At 39.1% G+C, this 17,878-nt stretch carries 13 protein-coding genes and 2 riboswitches; of the genes, 9 read left to right on the plus strand and 4 right to left on the minus strand.

Features of this window, described 5'->3' with window-relative positions; genetic code table 11:
• Positions 1-87: 87 nt before the first annotated feature.
• On the minus strand, positions 88-3,531 hold the full coding sequence (metH, locus tag LIS78_RS06540; protein ID WP_252284854.1) for a methionine synthase: 3,444 nt from the start codon (positions 3,529-3,531) through the stop codon (positions 88-90).
• The gene (locus LIS78_RS06545; protein WP_252284855.1) at positions 3,532-5,370 is read right to left on the minus strand and encodes a bifunctional homocysteine S-methyltransferase/methylenetetrahydrofolate reductase; all 1,839 of its coding nucleotides are present in this window, start codon (positions 5,368-5,370) and stop codon (positions 3,532-3,534) included.
• Positions 5,371-5,477: 107 nt separating this feature from the next.
• A riboswitch (SAM riboswitch) is annotated at positions 5,478-5,584 on the minus strand.
• A gap of 351 nt (positions 5,585-5,935) precedes the next feature.
• Between LIS78_RS06545 and LIS78_RS06550 the strand changes: the two genes are divergently transcribed.
• The 9 genes from LIS78_RS06550 to ptsP all read left to right on the plus strand — a co-directional run bounded on the left by LIS78_RS06550 (position 5,936) and on the right by ptsP (position 16,562).
• A complete protein-coding gene (locus LIS78_RS06550) occupies positions 5,936-6,970 on the plus strand; it encodes a YkvI family membrane protein (protein ID WP_229754469.1) in 1,035 nt (344 codons plus the stop codon).
• A 107-nt stretch (positions 6,971-7,077) separates the two neighbouring features.
• Positions 7,078-7,228: riboswitch (FMN riboswitch) on the plus strand.
• Positions 7,229-7,506: 278 nt separating this feature from the next.
• Positions 7,507-8,166 (plus strand): riboflavin synthase, encoded by a 660-nt coding sequence (gene ribE, locus LIS78_RS06555; protein WP_195780818.1) that lies wholly within the window; start codon positions 7,507-7,509, stop codon positions 8,164-8,166.
• Between the two features lie 16 nt (positions 8,167-8,182).
• The gene (locus LIS78_RS06560; protein ID WP_209151211.1) at positions 8,183-9,376 is read left to right on the plus strand and encodes a bifunctional 3,4-dihydroxy-2-butanone-4-phosphate synthase/GTP cyclohydrolase II; all 1,194 of its coding nucleotides are present in this window, start codon (positions 8,183-8,185) and stop codon (positions 9,374-9,376) included.
• Positions 9,377-9,467: 91 nt separating this feature from the next.
• Positions 9,468-9,938, plus strand: coding sequence for a 6,7-dimethyl-8-ribityllumazine synthase (ribH, locus tag LIS78_RS06565; protein WP_013056007.1), 471 nt, complete (start codon positions 9,468-9,470; stop codon positions 9,936-9,938).
• Positions 9,939-10,379: 441 nt separating this feature from the next.
• Complete coding sequence (locus LIS78_RS06570; RefSeq protein ID WP_252284856.1) at positions 10,380-11,252, plus strand: hypothetical protein; 873 nt, start codon at positions 10,380-10,382, stop codon at positions 11,250-11,252.
• 131 nt (positions 11,253-11,383) lie between these two features.
• Positions 11,384-12,232, plus strand: coding sequence for a glucose PTS transporter transcription antiterminator GlcT (gene glcT, locus LIS78_RS06575; protein ID WP_013056009.1), 849 nt, complete (start codon positions 11,384-11,386; stop codon positions 12,230-12,232).
• 269 nt (positions 12,233-12,501) lie between these two features.
• A complete protein-coding gene (gene ptsG / locus LIS78_RS06580) occupies positions 12,502-14,556 on the plus strand; it encodes a glucose-specific PTS transporter subunit IIBC (RefSeq protein WP_116074139.1) in 2,055 nt (684 codons plus the stop codon).
• Between the two features lie 18 nt (positions 14,557-14,574).
• On the plus strand, positions 14,575-14,841 hold the full coding sequence (locus LIS78_RS06585) for a phosphocarrier protein HPr (RefSeq protein WP_013056011.1): 267 nt from the start codon (positions 14,575-14,577) through the stop codon (positions 14,839-14,841).
• A complete protein-coding gene (gene ptsP / locus LIS78_RS06590; RefSeq protein WP_251395263.1) occupies positions 14,841-16,562 on the plus strand; it encodes a phosphoenolpyruvate--protein phosphotransferase in 1,722 nt (573 codons plus the stop codon). The genes LIS78_RS06585 and ptsP overlap by 1 nt, the downstream gene beginning before the upstream one ends.
• A gap of 41 nt (positions 16,563-16,603) precedes the next feature.
• On the opposite strand, the gene LIS78_RS06595 is transcribed toward ptsP, so the two are convergent.
• Together LIS78_RS06595 and LIS78_RS06600 are read right to left on the minus strand one after the other, a co-directional pair.
• Positions 16,604-17,290: an LrgB family protein gene (locus LIS78_RS06595; RefSeq protein ID WP_013056013.1), complete on the minus strand. Its 687-nt coding sequence runs from the start codon at positions 17,288-17,290 to the stop codon at positions 16,604-16,606.
• Complete coding sequence (locus LIS78_RS06600) at positions 17,287-17,655, minus strand: CidA/LrgA family holin-like protein (protein ID WP_013082263.1); 369 nt, start codon at positions 17,653-17,655, stop codon at positions 17,287-17,289. Before LIS78_RS06600 ends, LIS78_RS06595 begins: the two co-directional genes overlap by 4 nt.
• Between the last annotated feature and the right edge of the window lie 223 nt (positions 17,656-17,878).

The following is a 17,878-nucleotide window of genomic DNA, read 5'->3' on the forward strand; positions in this document are numbered from 1 at the left end:
TCAACTAAAATACATTTGTCGCAGCCTCTTTTTTAGGTTTGTTCACTGTAAAAAAACAGCCGCGGTCTAAAAGACCGCGGCCATGTTTTACAATACGTTAAAATATTTCGCTTCAGGATGTGCAAAAACAAGGGCTGTAACAGAAGCTTCTGGTTCCATCATGAAACCGTCTGTTAACTGAATGCCGATGTCTTCAGGTTTAATTAATTTAAACAGTTTTGCTTGGTCTTCAAGGTCTGGACATGCAGGATATCCGAATGAAAAACGCTGACCTTGGTATTTGGCTGAGAAACGCTCCGCCATTGTAAAGTCAGGCGAATCGGGGAATCCCCAGCGGTCACGAATTTGCTGATGAACACGTTCTGCTAATCCTTCAGCTAGTTCAAGTGCAAGAGCTTGGAACACGTGACTCTTTAAAAACTCGCCGTTTTCTTTGAATTTCGCCGCGCGTTCGCGAATGCCTGTTCCTGCTGTTACAGAGAAGAAACATACATAGTCCATCTCTTTTTCTTTAGGCTTTGCAAAATCAGATAAGCACAGGAACTGTCCTTTTGCTTGTCGAGGGAAGGTAAAGCGTTCAATTTCTGTTTTTTCATCAGCAGGATCATAAATAATTAAATCATTTCCGTCTGCTTGAGCAGGGAAGAACTGATAAATAACCGCTGGCTTAATTAAGTTTTCTTTTAGTGCCAGTTCGAGCAGGTCATCAACGGTTTCTTTTAATTGAACAGCACGCTCGTCTTTTTCAGCAAGCAGCTTATTCACTTTTCCTTTTAGTCCTAAGTGATGGCCTAAAAGCATCTGCCAGTTAATATACGGAAGAACCTGTGCCAAATCGTAATGTTTGACAACGTGCCGCTTTAAATCAGCCGGTACAAAAACAGGAGCGTCCGTTGAAATGGCGGATCTTTCTAAAACAGCCGTAGCTGCTTGAGCGGTTTGAGGCTGGCGTTCTCGAACCGTTACTTTCTTTTCTTGCCGCGTTTTTAAATCTGCTAAAAGCTGAATAACTTCTTCTTTGTTCTGCAGCTTATTTGCTAACGCTAATCCGTCCATCGCATCTTTGGCGTAGAGGACCGCACCTTCATATTCCGGGGCAATTTTAAAGTCAGTAAATTTACGGGAAAGGGCAGCGCCTCCTACCATAATTGGAACATCAATGCTTGATTGTGTTAAATCTTGTGCAGTCAAAACCATTTGCTGAGCTGATTTTACTAGAAGACCTGACAGGCCAATGATGTCTGGCTTTTCTTCTTTTACTGCTTCAATCAGCTGCTGCGGCGTTACTTTAATCCCTAAATCAATTACTTTAAAACCATTGTTGCTTAAAATGATGTCTACTAAGTTTTTACCGATATCGTGCACGTCGCCTTTAACCGTTGCAAGAATAACTTTGCCTTTTCCAGAATCATTTTCAGTTGCTTCCATATGAGGTTCTAAAAAGGCAACGGATGCTTTCATAACTTCCGCACTTTGAAGCACTTCTGCTACAATCAGCTGGTTGTCATTAAACAAACGTCCGACTTCCGCCATCCCCTCCATAAGCGGTCCGTTAATAATATCTAACGGATCATCATATTGAGCTAAAGCCTGTTCTAAATCAGGAAGCAATCCTTCTTTTGTACCTTCGACAATATACATTGCCAATCGTTCTTCGAGTGTTAACGTAGAAATTTCTACTTTTGCTTCTTTCTTTTTATCACGATAAAAGTCGGTAAACGTGCTTAGCGTTTCATCAGTTGTGTTAAATAATAACGCATTAGCAAGCTCAATTTCAGCTTCTGGAATAGAAGCATAGCGCTCTAACTTTTCGGTATTAACAATGGCATAATCGAGTCCAGCCTGCGTACAGTGATAAAGGTAAACGGCATTTAGTACTTCACGTCCGACTGGAGGAAGACCGAATGACACGTTACTTACGCCAAGAATGGTCAGGCAATCAGGCAGGGCTTCTTTAATCATTTTAATTCCCTTAACTGTTTCTTCAGCAGAACCAATATATTGTTCATCACCAGTCCCTACAGGAAACACAAGAGGGTCAAAAATAATATCTTTTGGATTAAAGCCATGTTTTTCAACAAGCAAATCATGTGAGCGTTTAGCAATCTCTACTTTTCGTTCTGCAGTAACGGCCATGCCTGTTTCATCGATTGTACCGACAACCAGAGCTGCACCGAATTTTTTTACTAGCGGTAAGATTGCATCAAAACGCTCTTCACCATCTTCTAAGTTAATGGAGTTAATAATGACCTTACCTTGTGAGTACGTTAAAGCTTTTTCAATAACTTTCTCGTCGGTTGAATCGATTACAAGAGGAACCTTCACTTTTTTTACAACTTCTTGAATAAATTCCTCCATGTCTTCCATTTCTTCACGGTCTGGATCTGCTAAGCAAATATCAATAACGTGAGCACCATTTTTAACTTGAGCACGCGCAATTTCAGATGCTTCTTCAATTTTTCCTTCCGCGATCAGACGCTTGAACTTGCGAGAACCGATTACATTCGTACGTTCTCCCACAAAAAGAGGGCGCATAGAATCGTCATATACAAGTGGTTCAATACCAGTTACAGCATGGTTATGCCCGGAGCGATCAAGCGAACGAGGAGCAACCTCTTTTACCGCTTCAGCCAGTGCTTTAATATGAGCAGGCGTTGTACCACAACATCCGCCTACAAAGTTCAGCCAGCCTTTATCAGCAAACCCTTTAATTTTTTGAGCAAGCAGCTCAGGGGATTCATGATAATTGCCTTCTTCATCTGGAAGGCCAGCGTTTGGATAACAGCTAACAGCTGAAGTGGCTAGGTCTGAAAGAGAGCGAATATGATCCGTCATAAATTCAGGACCTGTTGCGCAGTTAAGTCCGACTGAAAGAGGCTTCATGTGTTCCAGTGATAAGTAAAAAGATTCGATATCTTGACCAGCGAGAGTTGTTCCCATTGGCTCAATTGTTCCTGAAATCATAATTGGAACTTCGGTTTTTAGTTTTTCAAACGCCGCTGTAATGCCTAGAAACGCGGCTTTTACGTTCAGCATGTCTTGACAGGTTTCGACTAAAAGTAAGTCAACGCCGCCGTCTAACAAACCTCGAGCTTGCTCTTCGTACGATTCTACTAACTCAGGGAATGTAATGCCTCCGGTAACAGAGAGAGTTTTAGTGGTAGGACCGATAGCTCCAGCTACGAACCTAGGCCATTCGGGAGTTGAATATTTATCGCGGGCTGCACAAGCGAGCTTCACAGCTTCGATATTCAATTCATACGCCAAGTGACCTAAATCGTATTCATCAAGCACGGTAGATGTTGAGCCAAACGTATTGGTTTCAATGATGTCAGCACCTGCTGCAAAGTACTCTTCATGAATGCGCTGAATCACATGAGGCGCTGTTCGAGTCAAATATTCGTTGCAGCCTTCATATTCTTCGCCGCCAAAATCTTCAGCGGTTAAATCAGCATCTTGAATCATCGTTCCCATTGCTCCATCGATGACGAGTATTCGCTTCTTTAGTTGTTGTTCGATAAGTGAGCTCATTTATATCTTCCTTTCTGATGTAACAAGTTGCTTGTCATGAATATAGCGTGTTAGAATTTCGGTCATTTCATAGCGCATAAACGGCGTAATTAAGTAAATACCGTCAAATAACTCATATGCTGTATCAATTAAGTTTTTTGCAATCGCAAGGCCTTCGACTTCACCGCGAATCCGGTCATTTCCCGTTGCGTCCATGCGTTCTAGAATATCTTCTGATAATTTAATTCCAGGTACTTCATGGTGAATAAATCGAGCATTTCTTGCGCTTGTTAACGGCATGATTCCGATGTATACCGGTGTTGTTAAGTGTTTGGTTGCTTCATATACCTCTTCAATTTGCTTAGTTGAATAGAGAGGCTGAGTAATGAAATAGTGAGCCCCGCAGTCGATTTTCTTTTCCAAACGCTGAACGGCTCGGTCTAAGTGACGCACGTTTGGGTTGAAGGCAGCTGCGATGGAAAAATTGGTTTTTTGACCAAGCGGTTTACCGGAATAAGATAGTCCTTCATTAAACTGAGCGATTAAACTAATCAAGTCAAATGAAGATAAATCGTAGACCGAAGTGGCGCCAGGGAAATCGCCAACTTTTGAAGGATCACCGGTAATCGCAAGCACTTGATTCATTCCTAACGTATGAAGTCCCATTAAATGAGATTGAAGTCCAATTAAATTTCGGTCGCGACAGGTAATATGAATAAGCGGTCGTGCTTTTGTTTCTTGCTGCATCAGTGTTGCCATTGCCAAGTTGCTGATGCGAGGTGAGGCAAGAGAATTATCAGCTAATGTAATAGCATCTACGCCGACTTTATCAAGTACTTTTGCGCCTTCTAAAAATTTCGTCGGACCAAGCTGTTTAGGCGGATCTAGCTCGACGATAACCGAGCGGCGCTTCTTCACAATTTCATGCATATGAGGTTTATCCTGCTGCTCACGCTCTTGAACCGTAACGGCTGGTCTCATTTTAACGACTTTGCTTGTAATCGGAGGCAGGTCTTTTAAGGCAGATGACATTGCGCGTACGTGAGCTGGTGTTGTACCGCAGCATCCTCCAATTAAGCGAACCCCTTGTTCGCGGAATAAACGCGCGCTTTCTACAAAGTAGTCTTCATTCGTTTCATATTCCAACTTTCCTTCCACATACGCCGGAAGGCTGGCATTAGGGTAAGCAGATAAGAAAGCACGATCAGGAAGCGGTACTTCTTCAAGAGACTGAATCATATGATAAGGACCTAAACGGCAGTTTAGCCCGACAACATCTGCTCTCAAGTTTTCTAATTCTTTTAATGCATCTGCTAAAGGGCGGCCATCTTGCAGTACGCCAATATCATGCAGGGAAACGTGGGTAATAATAGGCTTATCCGTTTCTTTTCTTGCCAGTGTAAGAACGGTCTTTAATTCTTCGAAATCATAGTATGTTTCAAATAAAAGGCCATCCACGCCTTCATTTAAAAGCCAAAACATTTGTTCACGAATGCTTCGCTTAACCTCTTCTAAACTAATAGCGTTTTTTTGGAAAGAACGAATTCCGCCGAGTGTACCAACCACGTAAGCCTGATCTTTTGCAGCTTGTTTCGCTAATTTTACACCAGCAATATTGATGTCTTTGACTGAATCTTCTAATCCATAACGGGCAAGTTTTTGATAATTAGCAGCGTACGTATTTGTTTGAATAACGTTTGCACCAGCTTCTACATAGGCTCTGTGTATACGAGCAACCTCTTCTGGTTTGGTGATGTTTAGTTCTTCAAAGCAGCTGTCAATACCGTGTGAGTAAAGGAGGGTACCAGTGGCACCATCCCCAATTAAAATTTTAGACTTTAAATCTTCAAGTAACCCCATGTCAAAACCTCCTTAAATTGTTCCGCTTCTATTTCACGAGTGATTCGTATTATGCAATATGCCGATAAAATAGAAAAAGTCTTCTTAAGAAGAAGACTTTTTTCGCCTTCTTATCTTCCAAGCAATAAATTGCTTGCTGGATTTAGCACCATGTCTCTAACGACTGGTTGCTGAGGTTTCAAAGGGCCAGTCCCTCCACCTCTCATGATAAGAATCAATTGTATATAATTGAAACATATTTTTTTAAATAGAAAGAATACTTATTTAATAATTTATCTGATTTTTAGAAATTATACAACAGTAAATTGTGAATTTCCAGCAAATATTGAGGGGAATTTAAAAGCTAAAGGGAAAATATCCGTATATTTTGTTTGAAAATGACTGTTATGTTAAGGGTTAAGGAGTTTTTTGGGAGAAATATAAAAAGAAAAGGTAAAATGAAAAATAAAAAATAAATGAAAAGGCACAAGCGTTGGGATATGCGTAGATTTACACGTAAAAAGGCTCGTCTTTTTTTAATCGTTCCTACATATAGTGAACTATGAAGGATAGAAGGGTGATGGGCATGAAAAGGTGGAAACTCACGCTGCAGGTTGCTGCTACGTATGTAGGCACCGTTGTAGGAGCCGGTTTTGCAACAGGCAAGGAAATCGTTCAATTTTTTACACAGTACGGGGAACTTGGAATGGTTGGAATTTTGGTCAGCGGCTTGTTTTTTATTTGGCTAGGTTCGAAAATGATGCTGCTTTCGCACGCAATTGGGGCTTCTTCTTATCAGCAGCTTAATACATATTTATTTGGTGATGTGCTTGGAAAAGCGGTAAACGGTGTAATGATTGTCATTTTATTTGGAGTAACTTCAGTCATGCTAGCGAGTACGGGGGCAATAGGAAAAGAACAGTTCGGGATGTGGCCTCCTGTTGGGATGATGTTTACAATTGTTTTAACTTATATATTTATCGCAAGAGGAATTAACGGTATTTTAATGGTTAATTCTCTTGTTGTGCCGATGATGCTTTCATTTGCTTTTATCATCTTTGTGCCAAATATCAGCTATTTCTCACTTATTCAAACGAAGCCGGATTTAACGCTCGTCACACAGTGGAAGTGGGCAGTTAGTCCCTTTTTATATATTTCCCTAAATCTAGCTTTGGCTCAGGCCGTTTTGGTTCCATTAGGAAGCTCCGTGAAAGATAGGAGCGTGATTAAAAAAGGGGCCGTAATAGGAGGGTGTGTACTTACGTTTATGCTTGTTTCTACTCATCTTGCCCTTTCCAATTTGCCTTATTCATTTCAACTTGATATTCCGATGAGTGCCGTTGTTAAAAATATCTCAGCGTGGGTGAATGTTTTATTTACGGTAGTTGTGTTAGGCGAGATTTTTACTACATTGATTGGAAATGTATTTGGAATCGCTAAGCAGCTTCAGTCATTTCTTCCCCTGAATGACAAACAAGCTTTTGCGTTTATTATCTTGGCTTGCTTTATTATTGGGCAATTCGGATATGCCCAGCTTCTTGAGTTTTTGTATCCGATATTTGGCTATATTGGACTAGCTTTTGTATGGATGCTATGTATTAAAAAAGAAAAAAAAAGCTAAAAGCTGGATTTTAAAGAACAGATGTAAAAAAACGAAGTTAAATGATGTGACAAGTTGATTTTACTTTGCTATAATGAAAAACAAATAAGACTATAGCAGTCGAATATATTATCCTTCGGGGTCGGGTGTAAGTCCCAACCGGCGGTGATAAAGCGTATGCTTTTAAGCCCGTGACCCGTTTTCATACGATGTATGTTAGCGGTGGATCTAGTTAAAATCTAGAGCCGACAGTAAAAGTCTGGATGGGAGAAGGATCAGGAAGCACAGTTGTTTTTTTGTGTTGTATTAATAAGGGACACGTTTGCCTTTTTTAAAGCTACCCTTGTTTTCATACACTAAACATGACTGTTTATTTCGTATACAATTAGCGGAATTTTGCATAGATAAAACTGATTCAGCTCAGCCGACCCCTTGGACATTTGTTCAAGGGGCTTTTTTATTTTCAGTGGTTGGGGGAAAGATAAATATGAAAAAAAAGCAGCTGCTATTTCAAAACGGCATAAGAAGTTGGAATAGCGCCAAAGCAGGTGAAGAAAATGTTCACAGGTATTATTGAAGAAATTGGAAAAATAAAACGTATTCAAAAGGCCACAGAAGCAATTGTTCTTACGATTGATGCGAAGACCGTGTTAGAAGATGTGAACTTAGGGGACAGTATTTCAGTTAACGGCGTTTGTTTAACCGTAACGGCTTACTCTCAAAATGAATTTACGGTCGATGTCATGCCGGAGACCATTAAAGCAAGTACCCTTCAGCTTCTAACCGTTGGATCACGTGTTAACTTAGAGCGGGCGATGGCTGCAAATGGCCGGTTTGGAGGGCATTTCGTTAGCGGACACGTTGATGGAATTGGAACCATTGTAAGCAAAACACGTAAAGGAAATGCCTTTTATTATGAAATTCAAGTCGACCCTGAACTTCGTGAATTTATGATGTTAAAAGGATCTGTTTCCGTAGACGGAACAAGTCTTACTATTTTTGATGTCAGCAACCAATCATTTACTATTTCTCTTATTCCTCATACGGTGCTTCACACAGTCGTGGGAGACAAACAGCGAGGAGACAAGGTGAATATTGAATGCGATATGTTAGCTAAATATATGCATCAGATGATGACGAATAAGTCAACTCCTGGCGCCTCGAAACGTTCAGGTAACATGAAGGATTTGTTGCAGCAGCATGGTTTTACAAATTAACAGTGAGGTGAAAGAGATGTTTCATAAAGTAGAAGAAGCCATTGAAGAGTTAAAAAAGGGAAAAGTGGTTATTGTATGCGATGATGAAGATCGAGAAAATGAAGGAGATTTTATTGCATTAGCCGAAAAAACGACGCCTGAGGTTATTAACTTTATGGCTACTCATGGAAGAGGATTAATTTGTACACCTGTTAATGAAGAAATTGCGCATAAATTGAATCTTCACCCGATGGTAGCGAACAATACGGATGTACATGGAACAGCATTTACAGTAAGTATTGATCATATTTCAAGTACAACAGGTATCAGTGCATACGAACGTTCTGCTACCGTTATGGCTCTTGTAAATGAAGCGACGATAGCAAGTGATTTTCAACGCCCGGGACATATTTTCCCATTGATTGCAAAAGACGGGGGCGTTCTGCAGCGTGCAGGTCATACAGAGGCTGCTGTTGATTTAGCAGTATTAGCAGGAGGAAAGCCTGCGGGTGTTATTTGCGAAATTATGAATGAAGATGGAACAATGGCACGCGTACCGGATTTAACAAAAATTGCAGAGCAATTTGATTTAAAAATGATTACGATAAAAGATTTGATTGCCTACCGCCGCAAACATGACCAGCTTATTAGCCGTGAAGTAGAAGTGAGCTTACCTACGGCATTTGGTGAGTTTAAAGCTGTAGGATATACAAATAAACTTGATAATAAAGAACATGTGGCTCTTATCAAAGGTGATATTGATCATAATAGCCCCGTTCTCGTTCGCGTTCACTCTGAGTGTTTGACTGGAGATGTGTTTGGTTCTGAACGCTGCGACTGCGGTCCTCAGCTTCACGCAGCTCTTACGCAAATTGAAGAAGAAGGACGCGGCATTCTGCTGTATATGCGTCAAGAGGGCAGAGGTATTGGTTTACTAAATAAGCTAAGAGCATATAAGCTGCAGGAAGAAGGATACGATACCGTAGAAGCGAATGAAAAACTCGGGTTTGCTGCAGATTTACGAGAGTATGGAATCGGTGCTCAAATCTTAAAAGACCTTGGAGTCAAACAAATGAAGCTTTTAACGAATAACCCTCGTAAAATTACTGGGCTAAAAGGCTACGACCTTGAAGTGGTCGAGCGAGTGCCTCTTCAAATGCCCGCAGTGGATGCCAATAAAAAATACTTAGATACAAAAGCTAAAAAATTAGGTCATTTATTACATTTATAATTTTACACTTTTTTTCGTTATAACAAATGAAGCTAATTCATGAAAAGAAATGTAAATAACTATATATTAATACTAGCAGGAGGAACAAAAGATGAATCATTTATATGAAGGAAATTTAGTAGGCACAGGATTAAAAATCGGAATCGTGGTAGGGCGTTTTAATGAATTTATTACAGGCCGTTTACTTAGTGGAGCAGAAGATGCGCTCAAACGTCACGGCGTAGCTGATGAAGATGTAGACGTGGCTTGGGTGCCGGGCGCTTATGAAATCCCATTAATCGCCAAAAAATTAGCTGAATCTAAAAAATATGATGCAGTTATTACGCTAGGAACGGTTATTCGAGGAGCTACTCCACACTTTGATTTTGTATGTAATGAAGTAGCAAAAGGCGTTGCGTCTCAAAGCTTACAAACAGGCGTGCCAATTATCTTTGGTGTATTAACAACTGAAACAATTGAGCAAGCAATTGAACGTGCAGGAACAAAAGCAGGAAATAAAGGATGGGAAGCTGCAGCATCAGCTATCGAAATGGCTAACCTTTCAAAAATGATTGAAGGATAATAGATACCATTCCAGTTTTTATAAGCTGAAGAGTTAAAAGAGGCTGAAACAAAAGTATGTTAGTTGAAGGAAGGTCCGAACGATGAATCGTTCGGATTTTTTCATTGGTAGAGTGAACGTAGGTTGCATGTATGTAGTCGCTTCTACCTGTAGTTTAAAAGGTAAGGCAAAGACTCCTGCGGGAAAAGCGGAAGAAGTGTGACCCGCAGAAGCGTAAGCGACGAGGAGGCTCAGCGGCCGCCCGCGGAAAGCGAAGCCTTGCACGGAAATCAACTGCAGTGTAGCAAGCGATCTATACTATCTCATGTATCCCGTTTGTTCGCCTTTAGATTGGATTGATGTAGTTATGTCTTAAGCTCTTTTAAATAGAAGCTAGCCATGTATAATTTAGCTAAAACGTCTTACTCTAAGTAATAATTAGGTCGTAAAAGGGAGACTTCTATGCCTCATTATACTGCTTTTTTTGCATTGATTATTATCAGCACAGCCGTTTTGCTTACAGTATTCATACGTAAAAAAGATAAAAAGCTAGTCGTTTTGCTTTTTTTTATCATTGGAATGGCTTATGTACTAGAGTATGTTGTATTTGTGTTGTTTGAAAGTTACGATTACGATCCTGATTTTATGACCAATGAATATTTTGATAATTTGTTTGGGTCCTTAACTTCTCAAGCGTTTGCTTTTCCAATCATGGCTATGGTGGTAGCTGCTTATCAATTAAAATTTCGCTATATTTTATTCATTTCATCTATGTTTATGGGGATTGAAGAATTATTTTTACACTGGGATATTTATACACATCACTGGTGGAAAACAATTTATACAGGCGTTTTAATGACTATAGGCTTTAGTATTTCAAAGGTTTGGTATGTATGGCTAACAGAACGTTATATGACATTTGTGCATTACGCTACATTTTTTCTCGGAATGCTCGCTATTACTTCTACTATTATGTTTATGCTGTTAGCATATTTTCATAACAATTGGTTTTATACGGGATGGTTTGCGTCGGCTACTCATGATTCCGTAAATGCAACGATGATTTACGTTTGTATTGTTACGATTCTCCTCGTTTGGAGTATAGCCCAAGAATTTTTTATTGGAGCTGGAATGATTATAGCGGGGCTGCGTATAGTAGATATTTTGCTGATTCACTATGGGGTTTTGCTGGTATCTATTACCACTTCACTTGTTCTTTTTACGCTTTTACAAGCAGGTGTATTAATTCTGAGCGTTATGCTTCAAAACTTTATTATGAAAAATTGTTATGGGACGAGCAAAAAAGACGTTGCGTTTCCAGCGAAGAACTACTAAGATAATACGTAACTCAAATAGTTTAGTTCAATAATATTTGAAACAAAGAAAAATGAATTGACGGTTATGTGTATTATTTGTAAGATAGGAAAGCAAATAATAGAAAGCCGAAACAGGGGAGTGAAGGATTCGTGAAAGAGTCCTTTTTTGTAGAAAAGGTACTTAATAATAATGTATTAATTGCTAAACACCTTACCTATGATGAAGTTGTGCTAATTGGGAAAGGGATAGGGTTCAACAAGAAAAAAGGCGATGAAATCGATGCAAAAGCCGTGGAAAAAATGTTTTTGTTAAAGAGTGAAGAAGAGCAAGAACAGTACAAGCAGCTTTTAGCTCAGGTGGATGAAGATGTAATTGAAATGATGAATGATATTGTAACGCATATTCAAAAACGCGTTAATATTCCTTTGAATGAACATATACACATTTCATTGACAGATCATATCGCCTTTGCAATAAAACGTTTTCAGCAGGGGATGGGTCTTAAAAATCCATTTTTACTTGAAACAAAAGCTTTATATCCAGAGGAATATACGATCGCATCTGAAGTGGTAGAAATTATTAGTCGCAAAATAGGCGTGCAGCTTCCAGTAGGAGAGATTGGTTTTATTGCGCTTCATATCCATAGTGCGCTGACTGAAAAAAACCTGCTAGAAGTGAATCAAGACTCGCAGCTTATTCAAACGATTATTAATGTGATTGAAGAATCGCTTCATCTGCAGGTAGACAAAGAATCTGTGCACTATATGAGATTGATTCGTCATTTGCATTTTGCTATTGATCGAGTAAAAACAGGAGAAAAAATAGAAGAGCCAAAAAAAATTGCTTTGCTATTGAAAGAAGAATATCCACTGTGTTACAATGTGTCTTGGAAAGTGATAAAAGTAATGCAGCAAGCGTTACATTTACCTGTGTATGAAGCAGAAGCAGTTTACTTAACGATGCATCTGCAGCGACTTATAACAAAAACGGATTTATAAAATCATTTCAATACGTGTTACTGATACGATCAGGCATGAGTGAGAAATGAAGCGATGTATAATTGGATGACTGTATCCATTTGTCGTTTCTTTTTCCTCATGCCTTTTTTGTTATAAGAAAGCGCAATCATTGAAGACTTCGCCTCAGGACACCAGGAGATGTAATGAGTTTTCTAGTTAAAGAAAGCGTTTTATGAAAGCGCGTTAATGATTCACGTATCAAATAAATAGCTTGTTGCACACTAAATATATAAAAGGAGGTAAGCGCCATGTTTAAAAAACTTTTTGGAGTATTACAAAAAGTCGGAAAAGCGCTTATGTTACCGGTTGCGATTTTACCGGCAGCAGGGATTTTACTTGGAGTAGGGACAGCGCTTCAAAACCCTACATTGTTGGATGCAGTACCGGCACTTGGTGCTGACTGGGTTCAATTGGTTTCAAATGTTTTGTCGCAAGCGGGTCAAATTGTATTTGACAACTTATCGCTATTGTTTGCCGTTGGTGTTGCCGTTGGTTTAGCCGGTGGTGACGGTGTAGCAGGTATTGCTGCAATCGTAGGCTACTTAATTATGAACAAAACGATGAGCACAATCTTAGTTGCTACAGGACAACTAGATCCTGACAAAATGGGTGCCAATCCAGCTTACACTAGCATCTTAGGAATTCCTACGTTAGCTACAGGTGTATTCGGGGGTATCATAGTAGGTATTTTAGCTTCATCCATGTATAATCGTTATTTCAACATTGAATTACCATCTTATTTAGGGTTCTTTGCAGGAAAACGATTTGTACCAATCATTACTGGGGTATTTTCAATTATTTTAGGTGTTATTATGATTTTCATTTGGCCGCCAATTCAAAGCGGATTAAATGCTTTCTCTACTAACATGATTGATGCAAACCCAACTTTATCAGCGTTTGTATTTGGGTTGATTGAACGTTCATTAATTCCATTTGGACTTCATCACATATTCTACTCTCCGTTCTGGTTTGAGTTTGGTGATTACGTTAATAAAGCAGGTCAACATATCCACGGTGACCAAAAGATTTTCTTTGCTCAATTAGCAGATGGCGTGCCTTTAACAGCAGGAACATTCCAAGTTGGTAAATTCCCGTTCATGATGTTCGGATTGCCAGCAGCAGCTCTTGCGATTTATCACGAAGCTCGTCCTGAAAACAAAAAATATGTAGCTGGTATCATGGGTTCAGCTGCTTTAACATCATTCTTAACGGGTATTACAGAGCCCCTTGAGTTCTCGTTCTTATTCGTAGCGCCAGTACTATTTGCAATTCACGCAGTATTTGCTGGTTTATCATTTATGGTTATGCAGTTATTACATGTTAAAATCGGTATGACATTCTCAGGTGGGGTTATCGATTACGTTCTATTTGGAGTTATGCAAAACCGCACAGCATGGTGGCTAGTTATTCCAGTAGGTTTAGTATTAGCAGTTATTTACTACTTCGGTTTCCGCTTTGCAATCCGTAAATTTAACTTAAAAACACCGGGTCGTGAAGATAAAGAAGAGGGAGAAGAAGATGTAAAAGTAGAAGCAGCAGAGCTTCCAACAAATGTTTTAGCTGCACTTGGCGGTAAAGAAAACATTACACATTTAGATGCTTGTATTACGCGTTTGCGTGTATCAGTAGATGATGTAGGTAACGTTGATAAAAACCGCTTGAAAAAACTTGGAGCAGCTGGTGTTCTTGAAGTTGGTAACAATATTCAAGCTATTTTCGGTCCGAAATCTGACACGTTAAAAGGTCAAATTCAAGACATTATGAATGGCAAAACACCGGTTGTCACAAAAGAAGAGACAAAAACAATTGAAAAACCTGTTGCAACATCTGAAGTAGGAAGCGATAATGGTAATGATATTGTTTCACCGATTGAGGGAGAATTGGTACCTTTATCGGAAGTACCAGATCAGGTATTTTCACAAAAATTAATGGGTGACGGTTTTGCAATTATTCCGAAAACAGGCACAGTAGTTGCACCAGTGGACGGAAAAATAGTAAACTTATTCCCGACGAAACATGCTTTAGGTATTGAATCAACGACTGGACGTGAAGTTTTAATTCACGTTGGTATTGATACAGTTAATTTAAAAGGCGAAGGTTTTGAAGCTTTAGTTGCCCAAGGCGATGAAGTGAAAAAAGGACAGCCTCTATTGAAAATTGATTTAGACTTTGTAAAAGAAAATGCGCCATCGACGATTACGCCGATCATTTTCACGAATTTACAAGCTGATGAAAAAATTGATATCTTAAAGCAGGGCCAAGTTTCTCAACAAGAAGCAAATATTATTAACATTTCAAAGTAAAAAGGAGATTGATTTAACATGGCACAAAAAACATTTACAGTAACAGCAGACTCAGGAATTCACGCACGTCCAGCAACAACTTTAGTACAAGCAGCAAGCAAATTTGATTCTGATATCAACTTAGAATTCAACGGTAAAACTGTAAACTTAAAATCAATCATGGGCGTTATGTCTTTAGGTATTCAAAAAGGCGCTACAATCACTATCTCTGCAGAAGGTTCTGACGAAGCAGATGCACTTGCTGCTCTTGAAGATACAATGAGCAAAGAAGGATTAGGCGAATAATGACAAAGGAAATTCAAGGCATTGCCGCTTCTAGCGGCATTGCTATTGCTAAAGCATTTCGTCTAGAAAATCCAGAATTAACCGTTGAAAAAAAATCAGTAACTGAAGTTGAAGCAGAAGTAGCGCGTCTAGAAGCTGCCCTAGAAACGTCAAAATCAGAACTTGAAATTATCAGAGAGCACGCTCGTAAAGAACTTGGAGATGACAAAGCAGAAATCTTTGAAGCTCACTTATTAGTTCTAAGCGATCCTGAACTTATTAATCCAATTAAAGATAAAATTACAAATGAAAATGTAAACGCTGAACATGCACTTGATGAAGTAGCGGCAATGTTTATTAATATGTTTGAGTCAATGGACAATGAATATATGAAAGAACGTGCTGCTGATATCCGTGACGTAACAAAGCGTGTATTAGCTCATCTTTTAGGTGTAAACGTTTCAAATCCAAGCTTAATCTCAGAAGAAGTTGTCATTATCGCAGAAGATTTAACGCCGTCTGATACAGCACAGTTAAATCGTAAGTTCGTAAAAGGATTTACAACAGATATTGGCGGACGTACTTCTCACTCAGCAATTATGGCGCGTTCAATGGAGATTCCAGCTGTTGTAGGTACAAAAACAGTTATGGAAGACATTCAAAACGGCGTATTAGTAATTGTTGATGGTTTAGATGGCGAAGTTATCGTTGATCCAAGCGAAGAAACAGTAAAAGCTTACGAGAAAAAAGCCGCTGAGTATGCAGAACAAAAAGCTGAATGGGCTAAGCTTGTAAATGAAAAAACGGTTTCAGCTGATGATCATCACGTTGAACTTGCAGCTAACATTGGTACACCAGAAGATGTAAAAGGCGTATTAGAAAACGGCGGCGAAGGCGTTGGCCTTTATCGTACAGAATTCTTATATATGGGCCGCGAAGAGCTTCCGACAGAAGAAGAGCAGTTTACTTCTTATAAAACAGTTCTTGAACGTATGGAAGGCAAACCAGTGGTTGTTCGTACTCTTGACATTGGTGGAGACAAAGAGCTTCCTTATTTAAATCTACCAAAAGAAATGAACCCATTCTTAGGATTCCGTGCCATTCGCTTATGTCTAGAGATGCAAGACATGTTCCGTACACAGCTTCGTGCGCTTCTACGTGCAAGCGTATACGGTAATCTGAAAATTATGTTTCCTATGATTGCTACTGTTGATGAGTTCCGTCAAGCAAAAGCTATTCTTTTAGAAGAAAAAGCCAAACTTCAACAAGAAGGCGTGCAAGTTTCGGAAGACATCGAAGTAGGGATGATGGTAGAGATTCCTTCTTCAGCGGTAATCGCAGATTTATTTGCTAAAGAAGTAGATTTCTTCTCTATCGGAACAAACGATTTAATTCAATACACGCTTGCTGCTGACCGCATGAATGAGCGCGTGTCTTATTTATATCAACCGTATAACCCAGCGATTCTTCGCTTAGTGAATATGGTAATCAAAGCGGCTCACAAAGAAGGTAAGTGGGTAGGCATGTGCGGAGAGATGGCAGGAGATGAGATTGCAATTCCAATTCTTTTAGGCTTAGGCTTAGATGAATTCTCAATGAGTGCAACATCTATTCTGAAAGCTCGTTCTCAAATCCGTCAATTATCAAAAGCTGATATCGAACCTCATTTAGATACAATTCTATCAATGTCTTCTACGGAAGAAGTTATTGAGTTCGTAAAATCAACTTTTCATATTGGATAATAAAAAGGTGTGATCATATATGATCACACCTTTTTTATCTTTTAAGCGAAAATAGTAGGCAGAAGCATATTCGCGAACAGCATTGTAAGAAGTGCTGCTACGATCATGCCAAGGCTAGAAAAAGTACCTTCAATTTTTCCAAATTCAAAAGCTCTTGCTGTACCTGTCCCATGAGAAGCTACTCCTAAAAGAAGACCTCTTGCTAGAGAAGAGTGAAGTGCGAGGAGCTTAATCAGTTTTGGAGCGACCATACATCCTACTACACCGGTTATAATCACAAACATAATGGTAATATTCGGATCTCCTCCTAGCGTCTGAGATACATTAACAGCAATAGGAATCGTAACCGATCTTGGAATTAAGCTATGAACCAGCGTTGATTGTAAATGAAACACTAATGCTAACAGCATGGAAGATATCATGGCAGCAAACGTGCCGAGCCCTACGCTTAAGCTGATTTCAACACGATGTTTTTTGAGTAAATCAAAATACTTAAACATAGGAACAGCAAAAGCAACGGTTGCTGGTCCAAGCATAAAGCTAATAGCACTGGCACCTTGCTTATAATGATCATAAGAGCCATTCGTTACTAATAAGATGCCAATTAAAAGAATGGGGGCTAGTAAAATAGGGGAAACTAGCATAGACTTATATTTTTTATAGAGCACTTTTGTGCCGACATAAACGAGCAGTGTAAGCGGAAGAGCAATCCATGTAAGTAATGTCATTTTAGCGAACCTTCCTTTCTTCTTGAAATATGTTCTGCAATGATTCCCGTTATAGACATCACAATAATCGTACTGATTGTGATAATAATCACAATCTGGATTCCAAAATGCATCAATACATCTCCATAATTGATGAGTCCAACGACGGCTGGTATGAAAAATAATAATAGTTCTCCCACTAACAGTGTTCCACCTTGTTCAACCCAGCTTAATTTAATTACTTTAAAGTACAGTAAGAAAAACAGTAAGAAAAATCCGATGATACTACCTGGCACTGGGAGGTCAAACCACTGTGAAATACTTTCTCCTATTAAAAACAGAGCCGTTAGTAATAAAATCTGTAAAATCACCATAATCAGTTTCATGATTAGCCTCCTTTATTTATGTTTTTATTCATTCATTCCTAGTTTATTGAGACAATAATGGAGTCGTCTATGCTGAAAAGACGACTCCATCATGGGAAAAGAGAAACTATTTGGATTTTGCAAATGGGGATACAACTTAAGTAAATGAATGCTACACACTTATCTTACAAAAAAACGACTATAATATGAAATATATAATAACTATGATAACTATTCTTTTTAG

The organism is Priestia megaterium (genome assembly GCF_023824195.1).
In the GTDB taxonomy this organism is placed as follows: Bacteria; Bacillota; Bacilli; order Bacillales; family Bacillaceae_H; genus Priestia; species Priestia megaterium_D.

Coding starts and splice junctions, on each gene's coding strand:
- LIS78_RS06585 (WP_013056011.1), top strand. CDS start 14,575: ATGGCACAAAAAACATTTACAGTAACAGCAGACTCAGGAATTCACGCA.
- LIS78_RS06545 (WP_252284855.1), bottom strand. CDS start 5,370: ATGGGGTTACTTGAAGATTTAAAGTCTAAAATTTTAATTGGGGATGGT.
- ribE (WP_195780818.1), top strand. CDS start 7,507: ATGTTCACAGGTATTATTGAAGAAATTGGAAAAATAAAACGTATTCAA.
- LIS78_RS06600 (WP_013082263.1), bottom strand. CDS start 17,655: ATGAAACTGATTATGGTGATTTTACAGATTTTATTACTAACGGCTCTG.
- ribH (WP_013056007.1), top strand. CDS start 9,468: ATGAATCATTTATATGAAGGAAATTTAGTAGGCACAGGATTAAAAATC.
- ptsG (WP_116074139.1), top strand. CDS start 12,502: ATGTTTAAAAAACTTTTTGGAGTATTACAAAAAGTCGGAAAAGCGCTT.
- LIS78_RS06595 (WP_013056013.1), bottom strand. CDS start 17,290: ATGACATTACTTACATGGATTGCTCTTCCGCTTACACTGCTCGTTTAT.
- LIS78_RS06570 (WP_252284856.1), top strand. CDS start 10,380: ATGCCTCATTATACTGCTTTTTTTGCATTGATTATTATCAGCACAGCC.
- LIS78_RS06560 (WP_209151211.1), top strand. CDS start 8,183: ATGTTTCATAAAGTAGAAGAAGCCATTGAAGAGTTAAAAAAGGGAAAA.
- metH (WP_252284854.1), bottom strand. CDS start 3,531: ATGAGCTCACTTATCGAACAACAACTAAAGAAGCGAATACTCGTCATC.
- ptsP (WP_251395263.1), top strand. CDS start 14,841: ATGACAAAGGAAATTCAAGGCATTGCCGCTTCTAGCGGCATTGCTATT.
- LIS78_RS06550 (WP_229754469.1), top strand. CDS start 5,936: ATGAAAAGGTGGAAACTCACGCTGCAGGTTGCTGCTACGTATGTAGGC.